The sequence below is a fragment of the Pseudomonas sp. Leaf59 genome (assembly GCF_920984685.1).
In the GTDB taxonomy this organism is placed as follows: Bacteria; Pseudomonadota; Gammaproteobacteria; order Pseudomonadales; family Pseudomonadaceae; genus Aquipseudomonas.
In genome coordinates, this window is sequence record NZ_CAKLBR010000001.1 from 110,700 (window position 1) to 133,270 (window position 22,571).

At 66.9% G+C, this 22,571-nt stretch carries 5 protein-coding genes; all 5 read right to left on the bottom strand.

Translation table 11 applies throughout. The features are described 5' to 3' along the window. Positions 1 to 24: 24 nt before the first annotated feature. The 5 genes from LUB09_RS00455 to LUB09_RS00475 are packed head-to-tail and all read right to left on the bottom strand — an operon-like array spanning position 25 to position 22,353. Positions 25 to 13,920, bottom strand: a complete 13,896-nt coding sequence (locus LUB09_RS00455; protein WP_231421252.1) for a non-ribosomal peptide synthase/polyketide synthase — start codon at positions 13,918 to 13,920, stop codon at positions 25 to 27. Positions 13,921 to 13,954: 34 nt separating this feature from the next. Further along, the gene (locus tag LUB09_RS00460) at positions 13,955 to 16,939 is read right to left on the bottom strand and encodes a non-ribosomal peptide synthetase (RefSeq protein ID WP_231421253.1); all 2,985 of its coding nucleotides are present in this window, start codon (positions 16,937 to 16,939) and stop codon (positions 13,955 to 13,957) included. 34 nt (positions 16,940 to 16,973) lie between these two features. Next, complete coding sequence (locus LUB09_RS00465) at positions 16,974 to 18,020, bottom strand: TauD/TfdA family dioxygenase (RefSeq protein ID WP_209981815.1); 1,047 nt, start codon at positions 18,018 to 18,020, stop codon at positions 16,974 to 16,976. Positions 18,021 to 18,037: 17 nt separating this feature from the next. Continuing rightward, a complete protein-coding gene (locus LUB09_RS00470) occupies positions 18,038 to 21,409 on the bottom strand; it encodes a condensation domain-containing protein (protein WP_231421254.1) in 3,372 nt (1,123 codons plus the stop codon). An 8-nt stretch (positions 21,410 to 21,417) separates the two neighbouring features. Continuing rightward, a complete protein-coding gene (locus LUB09_RS00475; RefSeq protein ID WP_442964085.1) occupies positions 21,418 to 22,353 on the bottom strand; it encodes a TauD/TfdA family dioxygenase in 936 nt (311 codons plus the stop codon). Between the last annotated feature and the right edge of the window lie 218 nt (positions 22,354 to 22,571).

The window sequence follows — 22,571 nt, forward strand, 5'->3', positions numbered from 1 at the left end:
CTTGGAGAGAACGGCGCGCCGTTCTCAGGAATTCGGTTTGCTCTTGAGCTTGCCCAGCAACGTGTCGAGGGACTTCTGATTAAGTGCCTTGGCCAACGGAAAGTCGGACGGCATCAGCGCGCCCGCCTGCGGATCGAGGCAATGCTCGAGCAGCGCTTGCAGGTGCGTCAGCAGGCGCGCGGGCAGGTCGCGGTCGGCCTCGGCGCTGATGCTGTGCCAATGCAGCTGCAACACGCCGTCCTCCAGCCACGCCACCACTTCACGGGCATGGCTCACACGGTTGGCAGGCGCAACCTCCGCCGGCGCCGCCAGGGTGCTGGCGCGCAACCAGCCGGCTGGCGCTTGCTCATGGCCCAGGTAGTTGAACAGCACGTCACCGTTGCCGGCCGGCAGCGCACCGCGCAGGCGCAGCAAGCCGTACCCCAGGCCCTGTCCGGGCACCGCGCGCAACGCTTCCTTGGCCTGGCGCACCCAGTCGCCGGGCGTGCCTCGGGCATTCACCCGCAACGGGAACAGGGTGGTGAACCAGCCGACGGTGCGGCTCACATCAAGCCCTTCAAAGCCCGCATCGCGACCATGGCGCTCCAGATCGACGACGATGTCCTGGCGCTGCTCGGCTTCGGCGAGGGTCGCGACCAGGGCGGCGATCAGCAGTTCTTCCGGCTGGGTGCGGTAGGCGGCGTGGGACTCGGTCAGCCATTGCTGGGTGCGCGTGGCATCCCAGCGCGCCGAGAGGGTCTGGCGCTCGGCCACCGTGGCCTGCGGCATCGGCGTGACGGCGAGCTGGCGCGCCCAGTAAGGCTGCTCGACGGCGGCACTGGCGGCCCGCCCATGCAACTGCTCGGCCCATTGCCGGTAGGACGTGGTTTTCGCCGGCAGCACCACGGGCGCGCCGCTTTCCAGCGCGGCATACACCTGCTGGAAATCTTCCAGCAACGGCCCCCACGACACGGCGTCGATCACCAGGTGATGAGCCACCAGGTACAGGCGCTGTGGCGTGCCTTGCAGCAGCGCGGCGGCGAACAGCGGGCCGTGTTGCAGGTCCAGACTGCCCGCGACTTCGTGTAATTGCTGCGCCTGGCTTGCCAGGGTCAGTCGCGCCGGTTCGACCGCTGCAATCTCCGCCTGCCACTGGCCGTGCGCGGCATTGAAGCGCAGGCGCAGGGCGTCGTGATGGGCGACCAGATGATCGAGTGTCTTCTGCACCAGCGCCGCTTGCAGTGGACGCGCGCTGTCGGCCAGCACCGATTGGTTCCAGTAGGCAGGCTGCGCTTGCTGCTGGTCGAAGAACCATTGATGCAGCGGCATCAACGGCATCGCACCGCGGACTTCGCCTTGCTCGGCCACCGCCAGCAGCGGCGTGATCAGCTGCGCCAGACCCGCCGGGGTCTGGGCGCGGAACAGGTCCTTGGGCGTGAGGGCATAACCGTGGTCGCGCAGCTGCGAAATCAGCTTGAGGCCGAGGATCGAGTCACCGCCCAAGGCAAAGAAGCTGTCCGCGGTGCCGACCGCGCGGCCGCCGGTGAGGCTGTCGCCGAGCAAGTCGCTGAACAGCTGGCACACCAGGCCTTCCAGGGCATTGCGTGGTGCGACCGACGCCTGTTGGTGCTGCGGCAGAGGCAGCGCCGCCAGCGCTTTGCGGTCGAGCTTGCCATTGGTGGTCAGCGGCAGGCTTGGCAGTTGCACCCACACGACAGGCACCATATAAGCCGGCAGTTGACCGCTGAGTGCGGCGCCCAGCGCCGTCTCGGCTGCAGCGCCGCTGTAGAACGCCACCAGGCGATTGTCGACCACCAGCGTGCAGGCGCCGCTGACGCCCGGCTGACCGAGCAGCGCTGCATCGATTTCGCCGAGTTCGATGCGTTGGCCGCGCAGCTTGACCTGGTGGTCGAGGCGGCCGAGGTAGTCGATATTGCCGTCAGGCAGGAAGCGGCAGCGGTCGCCGGTGCGGTACAGGCGTTCGCCGTTCACCGTGAGGAAGCGTTCGGCGGTGAGGTCGTCACGCTTCAGGTAGCCGCGCGCAACGCCGACGCCACCGATATACAGCTCGCCGATGCTGCCAATCGGCAACGGCTGCTGCTGCTCATCCAGAATGTGCAGGCGCAGGTTGGCGATGGGCTTGCCGATCGGCACGACAAGGTCGTCCACCGAGCAACGCCACACCGACACGTCAATCGCCGCTTCGGTCGGGCCATACAGGTTGACCAGCGCCGCCGGGTGGCGACGCATGAAACGCTGCACCAGATCCGCTGGCAGCGCCTCGCCGCTGGCGAATACCTGACGCAGGCTGCGGCAGGCGGCCAGGCTCGGTTCTTCGACAAACGCGCGCAGCATCGACGGGACGAAATGCAGGGTGGTGACCTGCTCCTGCTGGATCAACTGGCTCAGGTAAGCCGGATCACGGTGCCCATCGGGACGCGCCACCACCAGCGTGGCGCCGGTGATCAGCGGCCAGAAGAATTCCCACACCGATACGTCGAAGCTGTACGGCGTCTTTTGCAGCACGCGGTCGTCAGGCCCAATCGCAAAGGCATCCTGCATCCAGTGCAGGCGGTTCATCAGCGCGCCGTGTTCGTTCATCACGCCTTTTGGCTGGCCGGTGGAACCGGAGGTGTAGAGCACATAGGCGAGGTCGTTGGCCTGCACGTTCAGCGGTTCGACGTTGTCAGCCGCGGGCAGTGAGTCGAGCGTCCAGGCGGTGTGGCTTGCGGGCAGGCGCGACAGCCACTGAGGCTGGGTCAGGGTGACCCGGGCATCCGCATCGTCAATCAAAAACGCCAGGCGCGCGGCCGGCAGTTCCGGATCGAGCGGCAGCCAGGCAGCACCGGCATGCACGATGCCGAGCAAAGCCACCACCATCTCCACCGAGCGCTCCATGCACACCGGCACAATTGACTCGCGACCAATGCCGGCGGTGCGCAGAGCGCGGGCGACGTGTTGGGCGCGCTGGTCCAGCTCGGCGTAGCTCAGGCGCTGGTCTTCGAACACCAAGGCTGGCGCATTCGGCGTGAGTGCGGCTTGTTGGCTCAGGGCCGTGTGCAGGTCGGTCGGGCCAGGGTAATGCCGCTCGGTGGCGTTCCATTGCGCCAGCTGCGCCTGATCCTGCTGCTGCGGGAACAGCTCGACCAACGCGCGCTCCGGCGTTGCCACCAGTGCATCGAGCAGCGCACACCATTGTGCGCTCCAGCGTTGCATCGTGGCGGCGTTGAACAGCGCGGCCTGGTATTCCAGCGCCAGGGTCATGTCGCTGCCGTCGTCGTGCACTTCCCAGCTTTGTTCGAACTTGGCGTCGATGGCCGGCAGGGTGCGTTCTTCAAGGGCCAGCCGCGGCCATTGGCGGCTGTCCATATGGCCGTGATTGAGGGAGAACAGCACCTGGAACAGCGGCGTGCGGTTGAGGTCGCGGCGCTGGGTCACGGCGCTGACCAGGCTGGCGAACGGCAGGTCGGCATGGGCCTGGGCCGCGCGCAGATCGGCTTCTATCGCAGCCAGCAGGGTTGCGGCCGGGGCCTGTTGGTCGACGTCGCTGCGGATTACCAGGGTATTGACCAGGCAGGCCAGCAGGGTCTGGGTTTGCGGTTGGTCGCGCTGGTCCGCCGGAGTGCCCAGGCGAATATCGCGCTGGCCGCTGTAGCGGGCCAGCAGGGCGCTCAAGGCGCTGGCGAGCACCACGTACGGCGTGGTGCCACGCTGCCGCGCGAAGTGGCGAATCGCCGCCGAGCGTTCGCGGCCCAGGCTGAGATTCAGTTGACCGGCACGCCGATCTGCTTCAGCGGCGCGTGGCTGGTCCAGCGGCAATTCGAGGCGGTAGTCGTCCTCGCCCAGGTGGTTTTTCCAGTACGTCAGGCTGGCCGCGCGCCGGGCCTGGGTGTGCGGGTGCTGTTGCCACAGGGCGAAGTCGACGTAGTCGATGGGCAGTGGCGTCCAGTCGGGCGCCTGCCCGTGCAGCCCGGCGCGGTACGCCTGGGCCAGTTCGTCGATCAGCAGGCGCATGGCCCAGCCATCGGTGGCGCTGTGGTGCAGGCACACCAGCAGCAGGTGCTCGTCGCGGCCCTGGCGGTGCATTAAATGCGCGCGCCAGGGGGCGGCGTTTGCCAGGTCGAAGGGGGCCATCAACTCGGTCTGCGCGCGGTTGCACGCGCTGTCCCAGTCGCGCTCGGCAACCGACGTCACCTGCAGCGCCGGGCCTTGCGCATCGATCAGCAACTGCGCCTGGCCTGCGACTTCCCTAATGCGGCTGCGCAGCACCAGATGGCGCTCGCTGAGCTGATCAAAGGCGGCGCGCAAGGCCGGCAGGTTCAGCGCACCGGTCAAGGTCAGCGCGAACGGCATGTGGTATTCGCGCGATTGTGGCACCAGCCGGCTGAGCATCCAGAACCGCTGTTGCGCCAGGCCCAGCGGCAGGGCAGCCGGACGTGGCTGCGGCGTGATCTGTTCACCCGGCAAGGCGTCGTCCAACTGCGCGGCCAGGGCCGCGACGGTCGGCTGGGCAAACACGAGTGCCAACGGCAAGGTCACCCCCAGGCGTTCCCGCACCCGGGCGACCAGTTGCGTGGCCAGCAGGGAATGACCGCCAAGCTGGAAGAAGTGGTCGTCGATGCCCACCTGCGGGCATTGCAGCACTTCGCTGAACACCTCGCACAGCAGCGTTTCGTTGGCGTTGCGCGGCGCACGGTGCGGCTGCTCGCGACTTGCGTCGGGCAGGCGGATGGCGGCGAGCGCCTTGCGGTCGAGCTTGCCGTTGGGAGTGAGCGGCAGGTGATCGAGCTGCACCAGCAGGCTCGGCAGCAGGTGGGACGGCAGTTCGCGGGCGAGCGCCGCGCGCAGTTCGGCTTCGCTGGCGTCACCGCTCCAGAAACTCACCAGACGTTGGTCGAGCAGCAAAGTAGCGGCTTCGCGCACCTGCGGCCGTGCCAGCAGGCCAGCGTCGATTTCGCCGAGTTCGATGCGCTGGCCGCGCAGCTTGACCTGATGGTCGAGGCGGCCGAGGTAGTCGATATTGCCGTCAGGCAGGAAGCGGCAACGGTCACCGGTGCGGTACAGGCGTTCGCCGTTCACCGTGAGGAAGCGTTCGGCGGTGAGGTCGTCACGCTTCAGGTAGCCGCGCGCAACGCCGACGCCACCGATATACAGCTCGCCGGCCGTACCAATGGGCAACGGCTGCTGCTGGTCATCCAGAATATGCAACTGCAGGTTGGCGATGGGCTTGCCGATCGGCACCACAGGGTCGTCGACCGAGCAACGCCACACCGACACGTCAATCGCCGCTTCGGTCGGGCCATACAGGTTGACCAGCGCCGCCGGGTGGCGGCTCATGAAGCGCTGCACCAGATCCGCTGGCAGCGCCTCGCCGCTGGCGAATACCTGACGCAGGCTGAGGCAGGCGGCCAGACTCGGTTCTTCGGCAAACGCGCGCAGCATCGACGGCACGAAGTGCAGGGTGGTGACCTGTTCCTGCTGGATCAGTTGGCTGAGGTAGGCCGGGTCACGATGGCCATCGGGACGCGCCACCACCAGCGTGGCGCCAGTGATCAGCGGCCAGAAGAACTCCCACACCGACACGTCGAAGCTGTACGGCGTCTTTTGCAGCACGCGATCGTCAGGCCCAATCGGATAGGCATCCTGCATCCAGTGCAGGCGGTTCATCAGCGCGCCGTGTTCGTTCATCACGCCTTTGGGCTGGCCGGTGGAGCCGGAGGTGTACAGCACGTAGGCGAGGTCATTGGCCTGCATCTTCAGCGGTTCGACGTTGCCCGCGTCGGGCAGTGCGTCCAGCGTCCAGGCGCTATGGCCTGCGGGCAGGTGCGACAGCCACTGGGGCTGGGTCAACGTGACCAGAGCATCTGCATCCTCGATCAGGAATGCCAGACGCGCGGCCGGCAACTCGGGATCGAGCGGCAGCCAGGCGGCGCCGGCATGCACAATGCCGAGCAAGGCCACCACCATCTCCACCGAGCGCTCCATGCACACCGGCACAATCGATTCGCGGCCAATGCCGGCCGCGCGCAGGGCACGGGCGACGTGTTGGGCGCGCAGGTCCAGCTCGGCGTAGCTCAGGCGCTGGTCTTCGAAGATCAACGCAGGCGCATTCGGCGTGAGTGCCGCCTGCTGGCGCAGGGCCGTGTGCAGGTCGGTCGGGCCAGGGTAATGCCGTTGGGTGGCGTTCCACGCCTGCTGTTGCAGGCGCTCGGCGTCGGTCAGCGGCGACCAGTCGGCGATCAGCGTCTGCGGTGCGTCGAGCATGCTTTGCAGCAGTGCCTGCCATTGCGTCAACCAGCGTTGAGCAGTGGCCTGGCTGAACAGCGCGCTGCGGTATTCCAGCAACACCGACAGCACTTCACCGTCGTGCACTTCCCAGTTCAGGTCGAACTTGGTGGCGGCGGCCGTCACTGCCCGTTCACGCACCTGCAAGTGCGGCCACTGGCTGGCGTCGGCAGTGCCGTTCTGCATGACGAACAGCACCTGGAACAACGGCGTCTGGCCGAGGCTGCGTTCGGGCGCGAGGTGTTCGACCAGTTGATCGAACGGCACGTCCTGATGCTGCTGGGCGTCGAGCACGGTGTTGCGCACCTGGTCGAGCAAGCCGGCGAAGTCCAGCCCCGGTGCCAGGTCGGCGCGCATCACCAGGGTGTTGACGAAGCAACCGATCAGCGGCTGCAGCTCGGCCAATGGCCGCTGCGCCACCGGGCTGCCGACGCGCACATCGCGCTGGTTGGCGTAGCGCCCCAGCAACAGTTGTGCGGCGCTGAGCAGCAGCATGTACAGGGTTGCGCCGCGCTGCTGGGCAAACTGGCGCAAGCGCGAGGTCAGCTCGGCGGGCAATTGCAGCTGCACCGAGCCGGCACGCGGGTCGAGCAGGTGCGGGCGTGGCTGGTCGGTGGGCAGTTCCAGCTGGTAGCTGCCGTCCTCCAGTTGCGTTCGCCAGTAGGCCAACTGACTGTCGAACCGCGCCTGCTGCGCCGCTTCGCGCTGCCACAGCGCGTAATCCGGGTATTGCAGGGCCAGCGCCGGCAGGCTGTGCTGCTCGCCTTTGTAGCAGCGGGCCAGTTCGTCGAGCAGGTTCTGCGTGGACGCATCGTCGCTCACGCAGTGGTGCAGGGTCAGCACCAGCAACGCCTGCCTGTTGCGTTTGAGCAGGCGCGCGCGAATCGGTGCTTCACGGGCCAGGTCAAAACGCTGCGCGGTGGCGGCCTGGATCGCATCTTCGTTCAGTTGCTGCCAGTGCGCGTCGGTGACGGCGTCCCAGTCCGTCATGGCCAGCGTCAGCTCGACGTGGGGTTCGATCACCAGCGCCAGTTCACCGGCCGGCTCACGCACGATGCGGCTGCGCAGGATTTCGTGGCGTTGAATCACGCTGTTCAGCGCCGCTTGCAGCGCCGGTACGTGCAGTTCGCCGTCGAACTGCACGGCGCTGACCACGTTGTACTCACTGGTGCCGCTCAGTTGCTCGAGGAACCACAGGCGCTGTTGTTCGAACGACAACGGCAGGCGCGCAGGCCGCGGGGCGGGCACGAAGGTGTCGCGGGGTGTTTGCAGCGGCTGCGCGAGCAACGCCGCCAGGGCCTGCAAGGTGGGATGCTCGAACACCGCCCGCAGCGGTGGCACCGTGGCAAATTGCTGACGCAGGCGCGCAAACAGCACGGCCGCCAACAGCGAATGGCCACCCAGGTAAAAGAACTGGCTGTCACGCCCGATTGCGCTCAACGGCAGCTTCAGCAGCTCGGCCCACAGGGCGGCGAGCTGGCATTCGGCGTCGGTGCGCGGTGGGTCCGTGGCGTCCGGCTCGGCCTGGGTGTGCGGCGCGGGCAAGGCCTTGCGGTTGAGTTTGCCGTTATCGGTCAGGGGCAACGAGTCCAGCACCACAAAGGCCGACGGCACCATGTAGTCGGGCAGGGCGGCGCCCAGGGCGTGGCGCCACGCGCTGAGGTCGGGCTGGGCGCAACTGACGTAGGCCACCAGGCGCTTGTCGCCGGGCACGTCTTCACGGGCCAGCACCACCGCCTGGCGTACGCCGGGTTGCGCGCCGAGCAGGGCTTCGATTTCGCCCAGCTCGACGCGGAAACCACGGATTTTCACTTGATGGTCCATGCGGCCCAGGTATTCGAGCTGGCCACCGGGCAGCCAGCGCACCAGGTCGCCGGACTTATACATGCGTGCCTCTGGCAGCGGCGAGAAAGGATCGTCGATGAATACCTTGGCGGTCTGCTCGGCGCGGTTGAGGTAGCCGCGGGTCACGCCGGCACCGCCGATATGCAGCTCGCCGGGCACACCCACCGGCAGCGGGTTGAGGAACGCGTCGAGCACGTAGGTGCGCACGTTGGCAATCGGCCGGCCAATGATCGGCCGCTGCGGGAAGTCATCCACCGCGCAGCCGGTCGCGTCCACGGTGCACTCGGTGGGGCCGTAGGTGTTGAAGAAACGGCTGCCGGCGATGGACGGCAGGTGTTGCCAGAGCTGCGCGTCCACCGCATCGCCGCCAAACAGCACGAAGCGCGGCAGGTAGGTCTCGCCACGGCGCACACCGTCCGTTTCGAGCAGGCTCTTGAGCTGCGCCGGGGTGCATTCGAAGGCGTCCAGGCGTGTGTCCTTGAAGAACTGCGCCAGGGCCGCCGGGTCATAGCGCACGTCTTCCGGGGTCAGGTACAGGCTGTGGCCGTCGAGCAGCAGGATCAGTTCGGCCACCGAGCTGTCGAACGCGAACGAGTAGTTGAAGCTGGTGCGCATCGGCTGGTCGGTGTAGCGCCGGTACAGACCGTGAATGCGCGCCCAGGCCAGGTTGACCACCGACGCGTTGGTGACCAGCGTGCCCTTGGGCTTACCGGTGGAGCCGGAGGTGTACATGATATAGGCCAGGTCATCGGGACCTGCCAGCGCGGCGGGGTTGCTCTCGGGTTGGCTGGCGAGCAGTGCGGCGTCGGCGTCCAGATGCAGGCGTGGCAGGTGGCTGCCCAGCTGCTCGAGCAGGCCCTGCTGGCCGACGAACAACCGCGGTTGCGCGTCGTCGAGCATGTAGGCCAGGCGCTCGGCCGGGTAGCTCGGGTCCAGCGGCACATAGGCGCCACCGGCCTTGAGAATGCCCAGCAGGCCGATCAGCAATTCCAGCGAACGCTCCACACACAGCGCCACCGGGCGGTTGGCGCCCACGCCTTGCCCGCGCAGGTAATGGGCGACCTGGTTGGCGCGGCGGTTCAGTTCGGCGTAGCTCAGGCATTGGCCTTCAAAGCACAGCGCGTCACGCTCAGGCGTGCGCTCGGCCTGCTGTTCGAACAGCTGGGCGAAGGTCAGGTGCTGCGGCACGTCCATCTCGGTACGGTTCCACTCCACCACCGTGCGCTGCCACTCGGCGGGCATCAGCAAGGGCAGGGTGGCGACCGCGCGTTGCGGCGCGGCGAGCAGTTGTTCCAGCAGGTGTTCCAGGCGCGCCAGGGTTTGCCGCGCGCTGTCCTGGGTGAAGAGGTCGAGGGCGAACATCAGCTCGAGCTGAATCGGCGCATCCGCCGGGCACAGCACATGCAGGTCGAGGTCGCATTCGGAGTGCTTGAGCGGCGTGTCGAGCGCTTCGAAGGCCAGCCCCGGAAACTGCAGGCGCGCCTCCATGCCCAATTGCTGCGCAACCATCACCTGATACAACGGCGCATGGCTGAGGCTGCGCGGCAGTTGCAGGCTGTCCACCAGTTGTTCGAACGGCAGGTCCTGGTGTTGCAGGCCTTCGCGCAAACGCGTGGCGACTTGGACAACCACCGCGTTGAAATCGGCCTGGGCGCTGAAGTCGGCGCGGATCGCCAAGTTGTTCAGCAGGATCCCCAGCAGGCCTTCGGTGCCCGGCTGTTCACGGTGGGTAACCGGGGTGCCGATCAGTACGGTGGCGTCGCCGCTCAAGCGGTGCATCAACACCGCAAAGCCTGCGAACAGGACGCTGAACGGCGTGGTGCCCAGGCGACTGGCAAGTGCCTGCACGCGGCCGCTGAGGGCGGCGCTGAGTTCGCGTTGCACCAGCCCCGCGCGGTAGCTCTGCACCGACGGCCGTGGATGGTCGGTGGGCAAGGCCAGCAGGGGGCTGGCGTCCTGGTCGCGGCGGTCAAGGGTGCGCGTCCAGTAGTCGAGTTGGCGCGCAAGTTCAGCGCCTTGCAGGTGATCACGCTGCCACAGGGCGAAGTCGGCGTATTGCAGGGGCAGGGCCGGCAATTGCGCGGCGGCGCCGTGGCGGCGGGCTTCGTACCCTTGCGCCAGCTCACGCAGGGCGATGGTGGCCGACCAGGCGTCGGACACCAGGTGATGCAGGGCAATGCCCAGCACGTGTTCGTCCGGCGCCACTTTGAGCAGACGCGCGCGCAGCAGCGGCGGCGCCGTCAGGTCGAAGGGGTGTTCGAAGGTGGCTTGCAGGGCGTTGAATTGCGCACCTTCACGGGCGGTGGCGGCCAGGTTCGACAGGTCTTCGAACGGCAGCTCGATGTTCAGCGCCGCGCTGATGTGCTGGCTCGGCACGCCGTCCACGCTGCGAATGCCGGTGCGCAGGATTTCATGGCGCGCCAGCAGGTCATTCAGGCTCGCGTGCAGAGCTGCCACGTCGAGTTGCCCGCTGAGGCGCAGGGCAAACGGGATATTGAACAGCGTGGTGCCGGGCGTCAGTTGCTCGATAAACCACAGGCGTTGCTGGGAGAACGACAACGGCAGCAGCGCCGGTCGCGGTCTGGCCTGTAGCGAATCGGCCGCGACGGCTTGCGGTGCGGCAGCTTGCGCCTCGCGTGCGGCGATGGCCACCGCCAGCAGGGCGACGGTGGGCTGTTCGAACAGCACCCGCAGCGGCAGCTCGAGTTTGAACGTGCTGCGCAGGCGCGCGACGATCTGCGTCGCCAGCAGTGAATGGCCGCCGAGGGTGAAGAAATTGTCTTCCACACCCACGCTGTCGCGGCCCAGCACTTCGGCCCAGATGGCGGCAATGGCGGCTTCATGTTCGTTACGCGGCGCGAGGCTTTCGCTGGCGTCTGCCTGCCAGGTCAGTTGCAGCGCAGCGAGGGCCTTGCGGTCGACCTTGCCGTTGTTGTTCAGCGGCAGGCGGTCGAGGCATTCAAAGGCGGCCGGCACCATGTACGGCGGCAACTGCGCGCGCAGGTGTTCGCTCAAGCCATGGTTGCCCAGGCTTTCGTCATGGGCCGACCAGTAGGCCACCAGCCAGGCTTCGCCCACGCTGTTTTCGCGCAGCAGCACGGCCGCTTCGCGCACGTTCGGGTGCTGGGCCAGGCGGTGTTCGATTTCGGTCAGTTCGATGCGGTGCCCGCGCAGCTTGACCTGCTGGTCGCGGCGACCGAGGTATTCGATCACCCCGTCGGCACGCCAGCGGCCAAGGTCGCCGGTGCGGTACAGGCGACCGTCGATCTGCGCATGCTCGATGAAGGCTTCGGCGCTGCGCTGCGGGTCGTGCAGGTAGCCGCGACCCACGCCGACACCGCCGACGCAGATTTCCCCGGCCACGCCAACGGGCACCGGGCGCAGTGCTTCATCGAGCACGTACAGGCGGTTATTGGCGGTGGGCTTGCCGATGGGCATGTGGCTGACGCTGGCGTGCGGCGCTTCGGTGATCGGCTGGAACGCCACGTCGTCGGCGCATTCGGCGGGGCCGTAGGCGTTCATCAGCGCGATAGCGGGGAACCGCGCAAACCAGTCGCGGGCCACGGTCGGCGGCAGCGCTTCGCCGGTGGGCAGCACCCAGCGCAGGTCGGGCAGTTGCAGGTCGCACGGGCACAGCGCAAGCAGGGTGCGCATCAGGCTCGGGACGATTTCCAGCACATTCAGGCGCTCGCTGGCGAGTACCTGCAGCAGGCGTTGCGGGTCGTGGGCGACCTCGTCCGGCAGGATGTGCACGGTGGCGCCGAGTACCGGGGCGGCGAGGAACTGCCACACGCTGATATCGAAGGCCACCGAGGCGGTCTGTGGAATGCGGTCGGCGGCGTTCAGGCCCAGGGCCGGGACTTTGCCGAAGATGTTATTGAGCATGCTGCGCTGTTCGATCATCACGCCCTTGGGCGTACCGGTCGAGCCCGAGGTGAACAGCACGTAGGCCAGGCTGTGCGGGGCGCCGGCGAGTGCCAGCGGTGCATCGTTGGGGATGTTCCAGGCCGCTTCGGCGAACAGCGCCCGGGGCGCGTGATCGAGGCCGCTGAGCAACTGATCGAGCAGGCCGCTGCAGTCTTCACTGGCGACCAGCAAAGGCGCGCGGGACAGGCTGAGGATTTCGCGCAGGCGCTCCGGCGGGTGGTTGACCTCCAGCGGCAGCATCGCCGCGCCGGCCTTGAACACCGCGATCATCGCGGTCAACAGCGCCAGGCCACGGGGGGCGAGCAGCGCCACCAAGCGGTCTTCGGCGGCGCCGGCCGCACGCAGGGCGTGGGCCAGGCGCGTGGCGCGCCGGTCCAGTTCGGCGTAGGTCAGGGACTGGCCGTCGCAGATCGCGGCCACCTGATCGCCGCGTTCGGCGACCTGGGCGGCAAACAGTTCGGCGTAGCTTTTATCCAGCGCAAAGTCGTGGCGGTTGAGCGCCCAGTCGCCCAGCAATTGCTCGCGTTCATCGGCGGCCAGCAGCTCGAAACTGCCCAGCGCTGCCTCTGGCGCGGCGAGCATGCCGCGCACCAGGCTGGCCAGGTGGCCGAGCAGGCGCTGCACCGTCTCGGCGGTAAAGCGCTCGCGGTCGTACGACACGCGGATGCCCAGTTGCTCGCCGGGCAGGATCACCACGGTCAAGCCGTAGTGGGTGTGCACGCTGTGGTCCATGCCGTCGAGGCTGAACTGAAAGCCGCCGTCGAGAATCTGCTCATCGATGGGGGCGTTCTCGAACACCAGGATGCTGTCGAACAGGGTTTCGCCACGGGGGAAGTCGCTCCAGCCCTGGATATCGGTGAGCGGCGTGTGCTCGAAGTCGCGCATCTGCACGTTGAGTGCCTGCAAGTCCCCCAGCCAGTCGCCCAGCCGTGCCTCGGGATCGACGCTGACGCGCAAGGGCAGGGTGTTGATGAACAGGCCGATCATTTCGGCGACGCCGGTGAGCTCGGCCGGACGCCCGGCCACGGTGACGCCGAACACCACGTCGCGTTGCCCACTGTAGCGCGACAGCAGCAGCGACCACACGCCCTGGAAAAAGGTGTTGGGGGTGATGCGGCGGCTGCGGCAGAAACTGGCCAGCGCCTGGGTGTGCTGCGCGTCCAGGTGGATCAGTTGATCGTCCACCAACACTGCATCGGTATAGCGGTCGCGCGCCACGCCGTTGTCCACGGTGAGCGGCGTCGGCGCGTTGAGCCCGTGCAACTGGCCGCGCCAGAACTGCTCGGCCTTGCCCGCGTCCTGGCGTTGCAGCCATTGGATGTAGTCGCGAAACGGCCGGGGGGCGCTGATCTGCGGCGTGCGCTGGTTGCACAGCGCCTCGTAGACCTTGAGAAAGTCCACGGTCACCAGGGAAATGCACCAGGCATCCATCAGGATATGGTGGAAACTGCGGATGAATTCATAGGCCTCATCGGCCAGGCGCACCAGACGAAAGCGGATCAGCGGCGGCTTGGACAGGTTGAAACCGACTTTCTGCTCCTCCTCCAGCAGCACACGAATGCGCGCCTGCTGCTCGTGGGGCGCCAGCCCGCGCAGGTCGAGGGTATCGAGCGGTACCTTGACCTCGCGGTGGATCACCTGCACCGGCTGCTTCTGGGTTTTCCACTGGAAGCTGGCGCGCAGCGACGGGTGCAGCGCCACCACCTGGCGCCATGCTTCAAGAAACGCGGTCTCGTCAATGGCCCCACCGATTCGGTAGCGATCCTGCATCAGGTACACCCCGGAGTCCTCGTGCAGCAGGGAGTGGAACAGCATCCCTTGTTGCAGCGGTGACAGCGGGTAGACATCTTCGATCGGATTGCGCGTGGTGTTGTCGGTGGTCATTCAAAACGTCCTGCAGAAATAGGGGCGACGGCGGTTACAGGTCGGCGTCGTTGAGCTCGGCCATCAGCGCGTTGAGTTCGTCATCCGACATGCCGGACGCGCTGAACTCGGCGCTTTGCGCCTGCGCCGGGCTTGCGTCCAGCGGCTGGGCGACGCTGGCCATGGCGGCGATGCTCTGGTGCTCGAACACGTGCTTGGCCGACAGCGCGATGCCTTGTTCGTGGGCCTGGGCCACCACTTGCAGGCTGAGAATCGAGTCGCCGCCGATGGCGAAGAAGCTCTCGGTGACGCTGACACGGGGCAGTTTCAGGACCTTGGCGACGATGGCGTGCAGCGTGGTTTCCATCGGCGTGCGCGGGGCCACATGGCTGCTCTGGTCAAGTTGATCCGGGTCGGGCAACTGCTGGAGGTCGAGCTTGCCGTTGGGCGTGCGCGGGAAGGCGCCGAGGGTGATTACGCGGGTGGGCACCATGTACGACGGCAAGCGCTCGCCGAGGTAGCGCTTGAGCGCTTCGGAATCCGGCGCATAGCCGTGGGCGGCGAGCACGTAGGCGAGCAGGCGCTTGCCGGCGGGCTGGTCCTGCACGATCACTGCCGCTTCACGCACGTCGCTGTGGCTGCACAGTTGGCGCTCGATCTCGCCGAGTTCGATGCGGTAGCCGCGCAACTTGACCTGATGGTCTTTGCGCCCGAGGAACGCCAGGCGCCCGTCGGCCAGCCAGCAGGCGAGGTCACCGGTGCGGTAGGCGCGGGTGCCATCGGCGAGGGTGACGAAGGCTTTGGCGGTTTCTTCGGGTTTGTGGCGGTAACCCCGGGCCAGGGTCGGGCCGGCAAGAATGATCTCGCCCGGTTCACCAACGCCGCTGGCGACCTCGTGTTCATTGAGGACGCGCAGGTCCATGCCGGCAATCGGGCGGCCGATGGTCAGGGCGCGGTCGCTGTCGAGCACGTCGTAAGTGGCCCACACGGTGGCTTCGGTGGGGCCGTATTCGTTGACCAGCAAGGCCTCGGGCAGGGCGTTGCGGTGCTGGGCAATCAGCGACGGCGGGCACGCCTCACCGGCAACGATCCAGCAGCGCAGGCTGTCGGCGCCGCCCAACTGATCCAGCAGCGCCTGGTACAGCGACGGCAGCGACAGGCCATGGCTGACCCGGTGCTGCGCGATCAGTTGCGCCAGGCGCGGCATGTCCAGTTCTTCGCCGGGCGCCGGCAAGACCAGGCGACCGCCCTGGGCCAGGGTCCAGAAAATCCCGGCCACCGAGCTGTCGAAGGCAAATGACGACAGCAGCAGGTAGGCGCTCACGGGCGCCTCATACGCGGCCATGCGCACCTGGGTGGAATGGCTCAGGGCGCCGTGGCTGATTTCCACGGCTTTGGGCGCGCCAGTGGAACCGGAGGTATAAATCAGGTACGCAAGGTCGTCGCTGTGAGGCAGGGGCAATGGCGGCAGGGTGCTGGCTGCGTGCAGATCGGCCAGCACAAAGCATTGCAGGCCGGCCGGAACGCTGTCGGCCAGCTCGGGGCTGACGATGATGTGCGCGATGGCGCTGTCGGCGAGCATGTAGGCGCGACGGTCCTGCGGGTAAGTGGGGTCGACCGGCACGTAGGCGCCCCCGGCCTTCATTACGGCGAGCATGGCGACGATGGCGGCGTTGCCGCGCGGGAACAGAATGCCCACTGGCACGTTGGCGGCGATCCCGGCGTGCGCCAGTTGGTGCGCCAGTTGTGTGGCGCTGGCGTCCAGTTGCGCGTAGGTCAGGTCGCCCTGTTGATCGCTGAGGGCGACGGCATCGGGCTGGCGCTGCACCTGGCGAGCGATCAGCTCCACCAGCGTCACCGCTTCGATCACCGGCGGCTGTGTCGGTGCGGCGATGATCGCCGCTTGCTGCGGGCCGCTGATGGGCAGTTGCGCCCAGGGCTGCTGCGGGTTGGCCAGCGCGGCCTGCAGCAGTTGCGCCCATTGCTCGGCCAGGCAGGCGGCCGCCTCAGTGCTGAGCTGATTGCAGTCGTAGACCAGCTGCGCGCGGAGCCGGTCGCCGCCTTGATGGACCTGCAGGCACGCCTTGGCCGGGCTCGTCACCGCGCTGGCCTCGCGTTCGCGCGGGTCACTGGCGCGCCAGGCGAAGGCATAACCGCCGCTGAGGTCGCCGGTGTAATAGTCCTGCCAGCCGGTGGCGTGCTCTACCAGGGTGCCGATGTGGGCGCTCTGTTCCTGCAGGGTGGCCTGCGCCTGCAGGTCGATGCGCAGGGGCAGGCTCTGCTCGAACAGGCCCACGGCGTTGTCGAGTTCCGGTCCACGGCTGGGGTGAATCAGAGTAATGGGCACGTGCTGTTGCCCGGACAGGCGCCCAAGCAGCACGGCCCAGGCGGTCAGCATCAGGTGGGCGGTGAAGGCCGGGTGATTGGGCAGGCTGATGTGCAGATGTGCGGGGGCAAATCCACCGTCACCGGGTGTTTCCAGTGACAGTTGCAAGGCGTGCCGTTCGTGCTCGGCCGCAGGGTTCCAGAACAGCGCGCCGGGATGCTGCGGTGCGTCTTCGACCAGGCTCCAGCGCCATTCGGCGTAATCGGCGTATTGCAGGCTGTCGGCCAGGTCCGGCGGGGTGTCTTGCAGCAGGGCTGTCGCCAGCAGTGTGAGGCTGGCGAGGTCCAGGTGACTGCTGGCGGCGGCCAGGTGCAGCACCTGGCCGTCGGGCCGTTGCACGAGGGTGACCGTCAGCGGCTGTGTCCAGTCCTGCGCAAGCGACGGGATCTGCTGCGCCACGTTGACGCGCAACGCGCACGCGTCATGGATCACCTGCACCGGGTGGCGCAAGCCGGGCACCGGCGTCAGTTGGGTGCGCAGGATCTCGCTGCCGCCCGCCAGCGCTTGCAGGCGCTGTGTGAGGGTGTCGGCGTCGACCGGCGGGGTCACGGCCCATTGCAGCTGGCAACCGAACGGGTGCCGGCTGCCGCCGTTGAGGTGTGGGTAAAGGGAAGCCTGTTGCGGCGAGATGCGAAAGCCTTGAAGTCCGTTCATGTTCAACTCAACTGCAAAATAGGGTGGAGAGCGCTCACACGGCGACGTCGCTGGACAGCAGGGCCTCGGCCATGCCGGTCATGATTGCGCGCTTGCCGGTAAAGGGTTCGCGGCCGTGGACCGCGAGCATGTTGTCGATAAACAGTACGTCGCCCTGTTGCCAGCTGAAGCGCACCAGCGAATCGAGGTAGGCGGCGCGCAGCGCTTGCAGCACCTGGGGCTCGATGGGCGTGCCATCGCCGTAAAAGGTGTTGGTGGGCAGGTCGAGGTCGTTGAAGTTGCCTTGCAGCGAATCGCGGATCGCCGCCGGCAGGGTGCTGATATGAAAGAACGTCGCGTGGTTGAACCAGACCTCTTCGCCGGTACGCGGGTGGCGCACCACGGCCGGACCGCGTTGGCGAGTGCGCAATCGGTTGTTTGCCTTCCACTCGACCTCGATGCCGACGCTGGCGCAGTAGGCTTCGACGTCGCTGCGCTCGCTGGACTGGAACACGCTCTGCCACGGCAGGCCGAAGCCGTCGCCGTAGTTGCGCACATAGAGCACGCCTTTTTCGCGAAAGCGCGCCTGGATCTCGCTGCTGATGCGTGACTTGACCGTGCGGGTGGAGCCAATCGGGGTTTCGCCGCCGGTCTCGGAAGGCAACTGGCAGTAGAAGAACAGCCGCAGCGGAAACCGTGGCGAATAGGAGTGCTCGTTGTGCGGGAAGATCATCTGGTCGGCCGGGTAGTCGGTCGAGGTGTAGATGTTGCCGCCCACCCGGGTACGCGGCGAGGCGCGGAACATGTACTCCAGGGCGCCGGGGGACAGCGCGGCGATGACCTGGTCGAACTGTTCCACCGAGGTGACGCCGAAACCACGAAACAGCAAGGCGCCGTGTTGCAGCAGTTTCTGTTCCAGGGCGTCGCGCTCACTGGCGGCCCACGCGGCGAGGTCAACGCCCTCGACGGCTGGTTCGATCACCAGCGGCAGGGCATGGTCGGCGCTGAGCAGGCGTTCGCTGACCAGTTGCCGTGGGGCGACGTTCATCGCTTTGCGGCGTACACCGCCGAGGGTGCGCGGCGTTGGGGGTACGTCTGGCATACAGGCATCCACCTCTGTCAAAGGGTCAGTGAGCGTCGTTTGGTCTGCAGCAACTGGCTGCGCCCGGCGCTGGCCTGGGTGTGCTGGCTTTCGCGCTGGAAGGCCTGGTCCCAGGTGTCGAGGCGCGCCGCCAGCGCGGGCAGCGACTCGCTCAACCAGTCGCCGGCCTCGTCCAGCAGACGCGTCCACAGGTGTTGCAGGCGCAAGGCACGGGCCTGATCGAAGTGCTCGCCACGGTACTTCAGGGTGGCGTCGATGCCATGGCCGGCATGTACCAGGTCCAGCACCAGGTGGAAATCCCCCGGTGCCTGGGCCACATCGAGCGTGTGCAGGTGCGCGCCGGCAATCAGCGTCGGCGCTGAACGTGACGGTTGATAGTTCAGCTTGACCTGGAACAGCGGCGCGTGGCCCGGACGTCGTGCGGGGGCCAGCGCGGCGACCACCAGGTCGAACGGCAGGTCCTGATGGGCGTAGGCTTGTTGCGCCTGCTCGCGCACCTGTTGGAAAAATTCGCCGAGGCTCGACTCGCCCTCTACCTCGCAGCGCAGGGTGAGTTGGTTGACGAAGAAGCCGATCACCTCGTTATGCGCCGCCAGCGGACGACCGCTGACGTCGGTGCCGAGCAAAAAGCGCGGCTGGCCTCCCAATTGCTTGAGCACCAGTTGGTAGCAGGCCAGCAGCAGCATGAACAGGGTCATGCCCTGTTCACGGGCGAGAGCGGACAGCGCATCGCAGCGCGATTGAGGCAGGCTGAAGTCGAGGCGGTGCTGCCCCGGCGACGCGCCGCTGCCACCCAATGCCAGGGTTTGCGGGACGTCGGCCAGGTGTGCGCGCCAGAAGTCCTGCTGCGCGGCGATGCGCGAGGGCGTCCAGTGCGCCGCTTCCCAGCGGGCGAAGTCGAGGTATTGCAAAGGGCGATCAGGCGAGGTGTGCGCCGCCAGTTCGGCGAGCAGCAATTGCGCGGAACGGCCGTCGAAGGCGATGTGGTGCAGGGTCAGCAGCAGGTCATGCCTGTCGCCCTGGCTGATCAGGTGCGCGCGCAGCAGCGGGCCGTGTTGCAGGTCGATGGCGGTTGCGTGTTCCCGGGCCAGGCAATCCTGCAGGTTGTCCTGCACGAGCAACTGCACGGGGCTGGCGGGCATTACCTGCTGCTGCGGGCCGTCGACGTCGTCGTGATAGACCGTGCGCAGCACGCTGTGACGCTCGACCAGCGCGTCGAGCCGCTGCGACAGGGCTTGTGTGTCCAGCGCGCCGTGCAGTGTCAGGTGCAGCACGAGGTTGTGCTGGGTGTCCTGCGGGTTGAGTTGATGCAGGAACCACAAGCGGCGCTGGGCGAAGGACTGGTGACTATGGCTGAGGTCAGTCTCGGGTGCGGGATTGGCGAGCGGGGCAGCGGTGCCGAGGTAGATCAGCAGCGCCTGCGCCCAGTGCGCCAGGGTCTGTTCGCTGAACAGGCTTTGTGTGTCCAGTTCCCAGCCAAGGTCGCGCTGCAGACGTGCGGCGAAATCGGCCAGGCCGATCGAGTCCAGGCCCAGGCCGATCAGGCTGAGTTCGGTATTCACGCTGAGGTACGGGTTGAGCGCGAGCAGGGTCTGCGCCAGCCATTGATGGCAGGTGGCAAGGTCGGGCTGCTCGCGCAATTGCGCGACGTCAAGGCGTTTTGCGGGCGAGGCGGGCGTGGCGCCGCTCTGGGCGATGATGTTCAGGGTGCCGGCCGCCAGTTGGGTGCGGGCGCCCTGGCGGGCAATCTTGCCGCTGGTGGTCATGGGAATGGTGCCGGCCTGCACCAGCACAATCTGATCGATGCCGCAGTCAGCCGCTTCGCGCACGGCGCTTTGCATCGATGCAAACAGCGCCGGGTGATGGGCCGGGTCGACGAACTTGCGTTGCGGCTCGGCCACGATCACCAGTTTTTCGCGGCCCAGCACCGGGTCCATTTCCGAGAAGGCAGCGATGCGACCGGTGCGGATGCCGGGCTCGCTGTCGGTGATCGCAAACTCGATATCGTGGGGGTAGAGGTTGCGGCCGTTGAGAATCAGCAGGTCCTTGAGACGCCCGCAGATCACTACCTGGCCCTGATGCATGAAGCCCAGGTCGCCGGAGCGCAGGTAATGGCCGGGCTCGCCGGCGATCTGCGCCTGGAAGGCGATGCGGCTGGCCTCGGGGTTTTGCCAGTAGGCCTCGGCGTTGCTCGGGCCTTGCAGCCACACTTCGCCGATGCGATCGGCGGCGCAGCGCTCGAAGGTGTGCGGGTTGGCGATGGCAATGGCGTGATGGGCCTGGGGGTAGCCACAGGCGACAAACTCCACTGCGGGCGCATCACCGCTGGCCAGGGCCACACGACCGGTTTCCAGCACCTGTTTGTCCAGGCGCAGCACCACCGGCAGCGCGTCGGCCGGAGTTGCACTGACGCACAGGGTGGCTTCGGCCTGGCCGTAACCGGGGCTGATGGCCAGCGGGTTGAGACCGCAGGCGGCGAAGCGCTGGGCAAAGGCGTCGAGGGTGCCGGGGTGGATCGGCTCGGCGCCGTTGATAGCGTGTCGCCAGGCGCTGAGGTCGAGCTGGGCGATCAGGCTGTCGCTGACCACGCGGTTGCACAGGGCGTAGGCGAAGTTGGGCGCAAAACTGGCGGTGGCACGGTAGCGACTCAGCGCCTGCAGCCAGGTGGAGGGCGCGTTGACGAAGGTCTGCGAGGCCATCAGGTAACACGGCATGCCGCTGTAGAGGGGCGCCAGCACGCCGCCGATCAGGCCCATGTCGTGATACAGCGGCAGCCAGTTGACCATGGCGCCGTGTTCATCGAAACCGTAGGCCTGGCGCATCAGCTCGACGTTGGCGATCAGGTTGCGCTGGCGCACTTCAACGCCTTTGGGCGTGCCGGTGGAGCCCGAGGTGTATTGCAGGAATGCCACCGTGGCGGCGTCGATGGACGGGCGTTGCCATTGGCCGGCGGGCGGCGTGCCGAGGTCGTGCACGGTCAGTACGTCGATGCGGTGGTCCACCAGTTCGCGCAGGGCCTCGCAGTGTTCGACGGGCGCCAGGATCAGCGCCGGCTGTGCATCGATCACCACGTTGCGCACGCGGTCCAGATGCCGCGGCTTGCGCGACGGCGGCGGGAACAATGGCACGGCGATCAACCCGGCATACAGGCAGGCGCAGAAGGTGCGGACATAGTCGAGGCTGCTGGGCAGCATCAACAGCACACGCTCGCCCGGGTTGTAGCGCGCTTGCAGGGCCGCGGCCAGGGATCGGGACTGTTCGTGCAGTTGGGCGAAGGTGAGCGTTTCGCCGACGTCGACGCCGTCGGGCAGAAAATGCAACGCGGCACGCTGCGGGAAGTGCAGGGCGTTGGCCTCCAGCACGTCTATCCAATGATTGAATGCAAACATGGTGGGACTCATGCCATGGCCACGATGACTTTGCGGTCACCGGTATAAGGATTGCGCCCGTGGGCGACCAGTCGGTTGTCGAGCATCAGGATGTCGCCAGCCTGCCAGGGGAAGCTCACGGCGGTCTGGTCATACACGGCGCGCACGCTGTCGAGCAGGGCGTCGGCAATGGGCGAGCCGTCGCCGAAGTACACGTGACGCGGCAGGTTTTCCTCACCCACGGCGGCCAGCAGGCTGGCGCGCACGGCGGGCTCGATTGCCGAGACGTGAAACAGGTGCGCCTGGTTGAACCAGACCCACTCGCCGGTTTCCGGGTGCTGCAGCACGGCGGGGCAGCGCTGGCGGGTGCGCAGATCACCGTCGGTTTTCCACTCCCACTCGATGCCGTGGTCCTGGCAGTAGCGCTCGACCTGGGCACGGTCTTCGGTGTTGAACACCTGTTGCCAGGGCAGGTCGAGGGCGCCGCTGTAGTTGCGCACGTAGAGCAGTTCGCGGCTGGCGAACTGCTCGCGGATCTCGGCGGGCATGCGCTGGTAGATCAGGCGGCTGTCGCAGATTGGCGTCTCGCCGCCGGTTTCACTGGCCTTGATGCAGTGGAACCAGATGCGCGAAGGCCAGGGCCGGGTGTAGGCCTGCTCGTTGTGCAAGGGGATGAACTGGTGCGCCGGGTATTCGGTGGAGCTGTAGACCCCGGCGAACACTTTGCTGCGCGGCGTCGAGCCGAACTCGTAGCTGGCCAGGGGCGCGCCGAAGCTGGCGGCAAAGCGTTTGAAGTCGATGGGGGTGGCGACCGTGAAGCCGCGAAACAGCACGCCGCCGACGGTGCGCAGGCTGGCGTCGAGGCTGTCGCGTACAGACTGCTCGAGCGCATGGATCGATTGGCCGGGGCTGGCCTGTACGCACCGGGGCAGGGTGGCGCCGTGGTTATCATCCGTGATCAACATGGGCTTGAAACGTCCGTCCGGGTGTTCGATGGAGGTCATTGTCTTGCACATCCTGTTTATGCTTTTGGCTTTTCAGCAACGTGACAGCAGGCCTTGAAAACCGGGCAGAGGCCTTCACAAAACGTTTAACAAAATGTGTTTATGTCGGTACGAAGGGCATACTAGGTGTTAATGAGAGGGATTATCAATAGTATTCCTTTAATATTTTTTTTGGCTTA

Excerpts from the sequence above, each read along its gene's own strand:
- LUB09_RS00475 (WP_442964085.1), bottom strand. The coding sequence starts at position 22,353 with ATGTTGATCACGGATGATAACCACGGCGCCACCCTGCCCCGGTGCGTA.
- LUB09_RS00460 (WP_231421253.1), bottom strand. The coding sequence starts at position 16,939 with ATGAACGGACTTCAAGGCTTTCGCATCTCGCCGCAACAGGCTTCCCTT.
- LUB09_RS00470 (WP_231421254.1), bottom strand. The coding sequence starts at position 21,409 with ATGTTTGCATTCAATCATTGGATAGACGTGCTGGAGGCCAACGCCCTG.
- LUB09_RS00465 (WP_209981815.1), bottom strand. The coding sequence starts at position 18,020 with ATGCCAGACGTACCCCCAACGCCGCGCACCCTCGGCGGTGTACGCCGC.
- LUB09_RS00455 (WP_231421252.1), bottom strand. The coding sequence starts at position 13,920 with ATGACCACCGACAACACCACGCGCAATCCGATCGAAGATGTCTACCCG.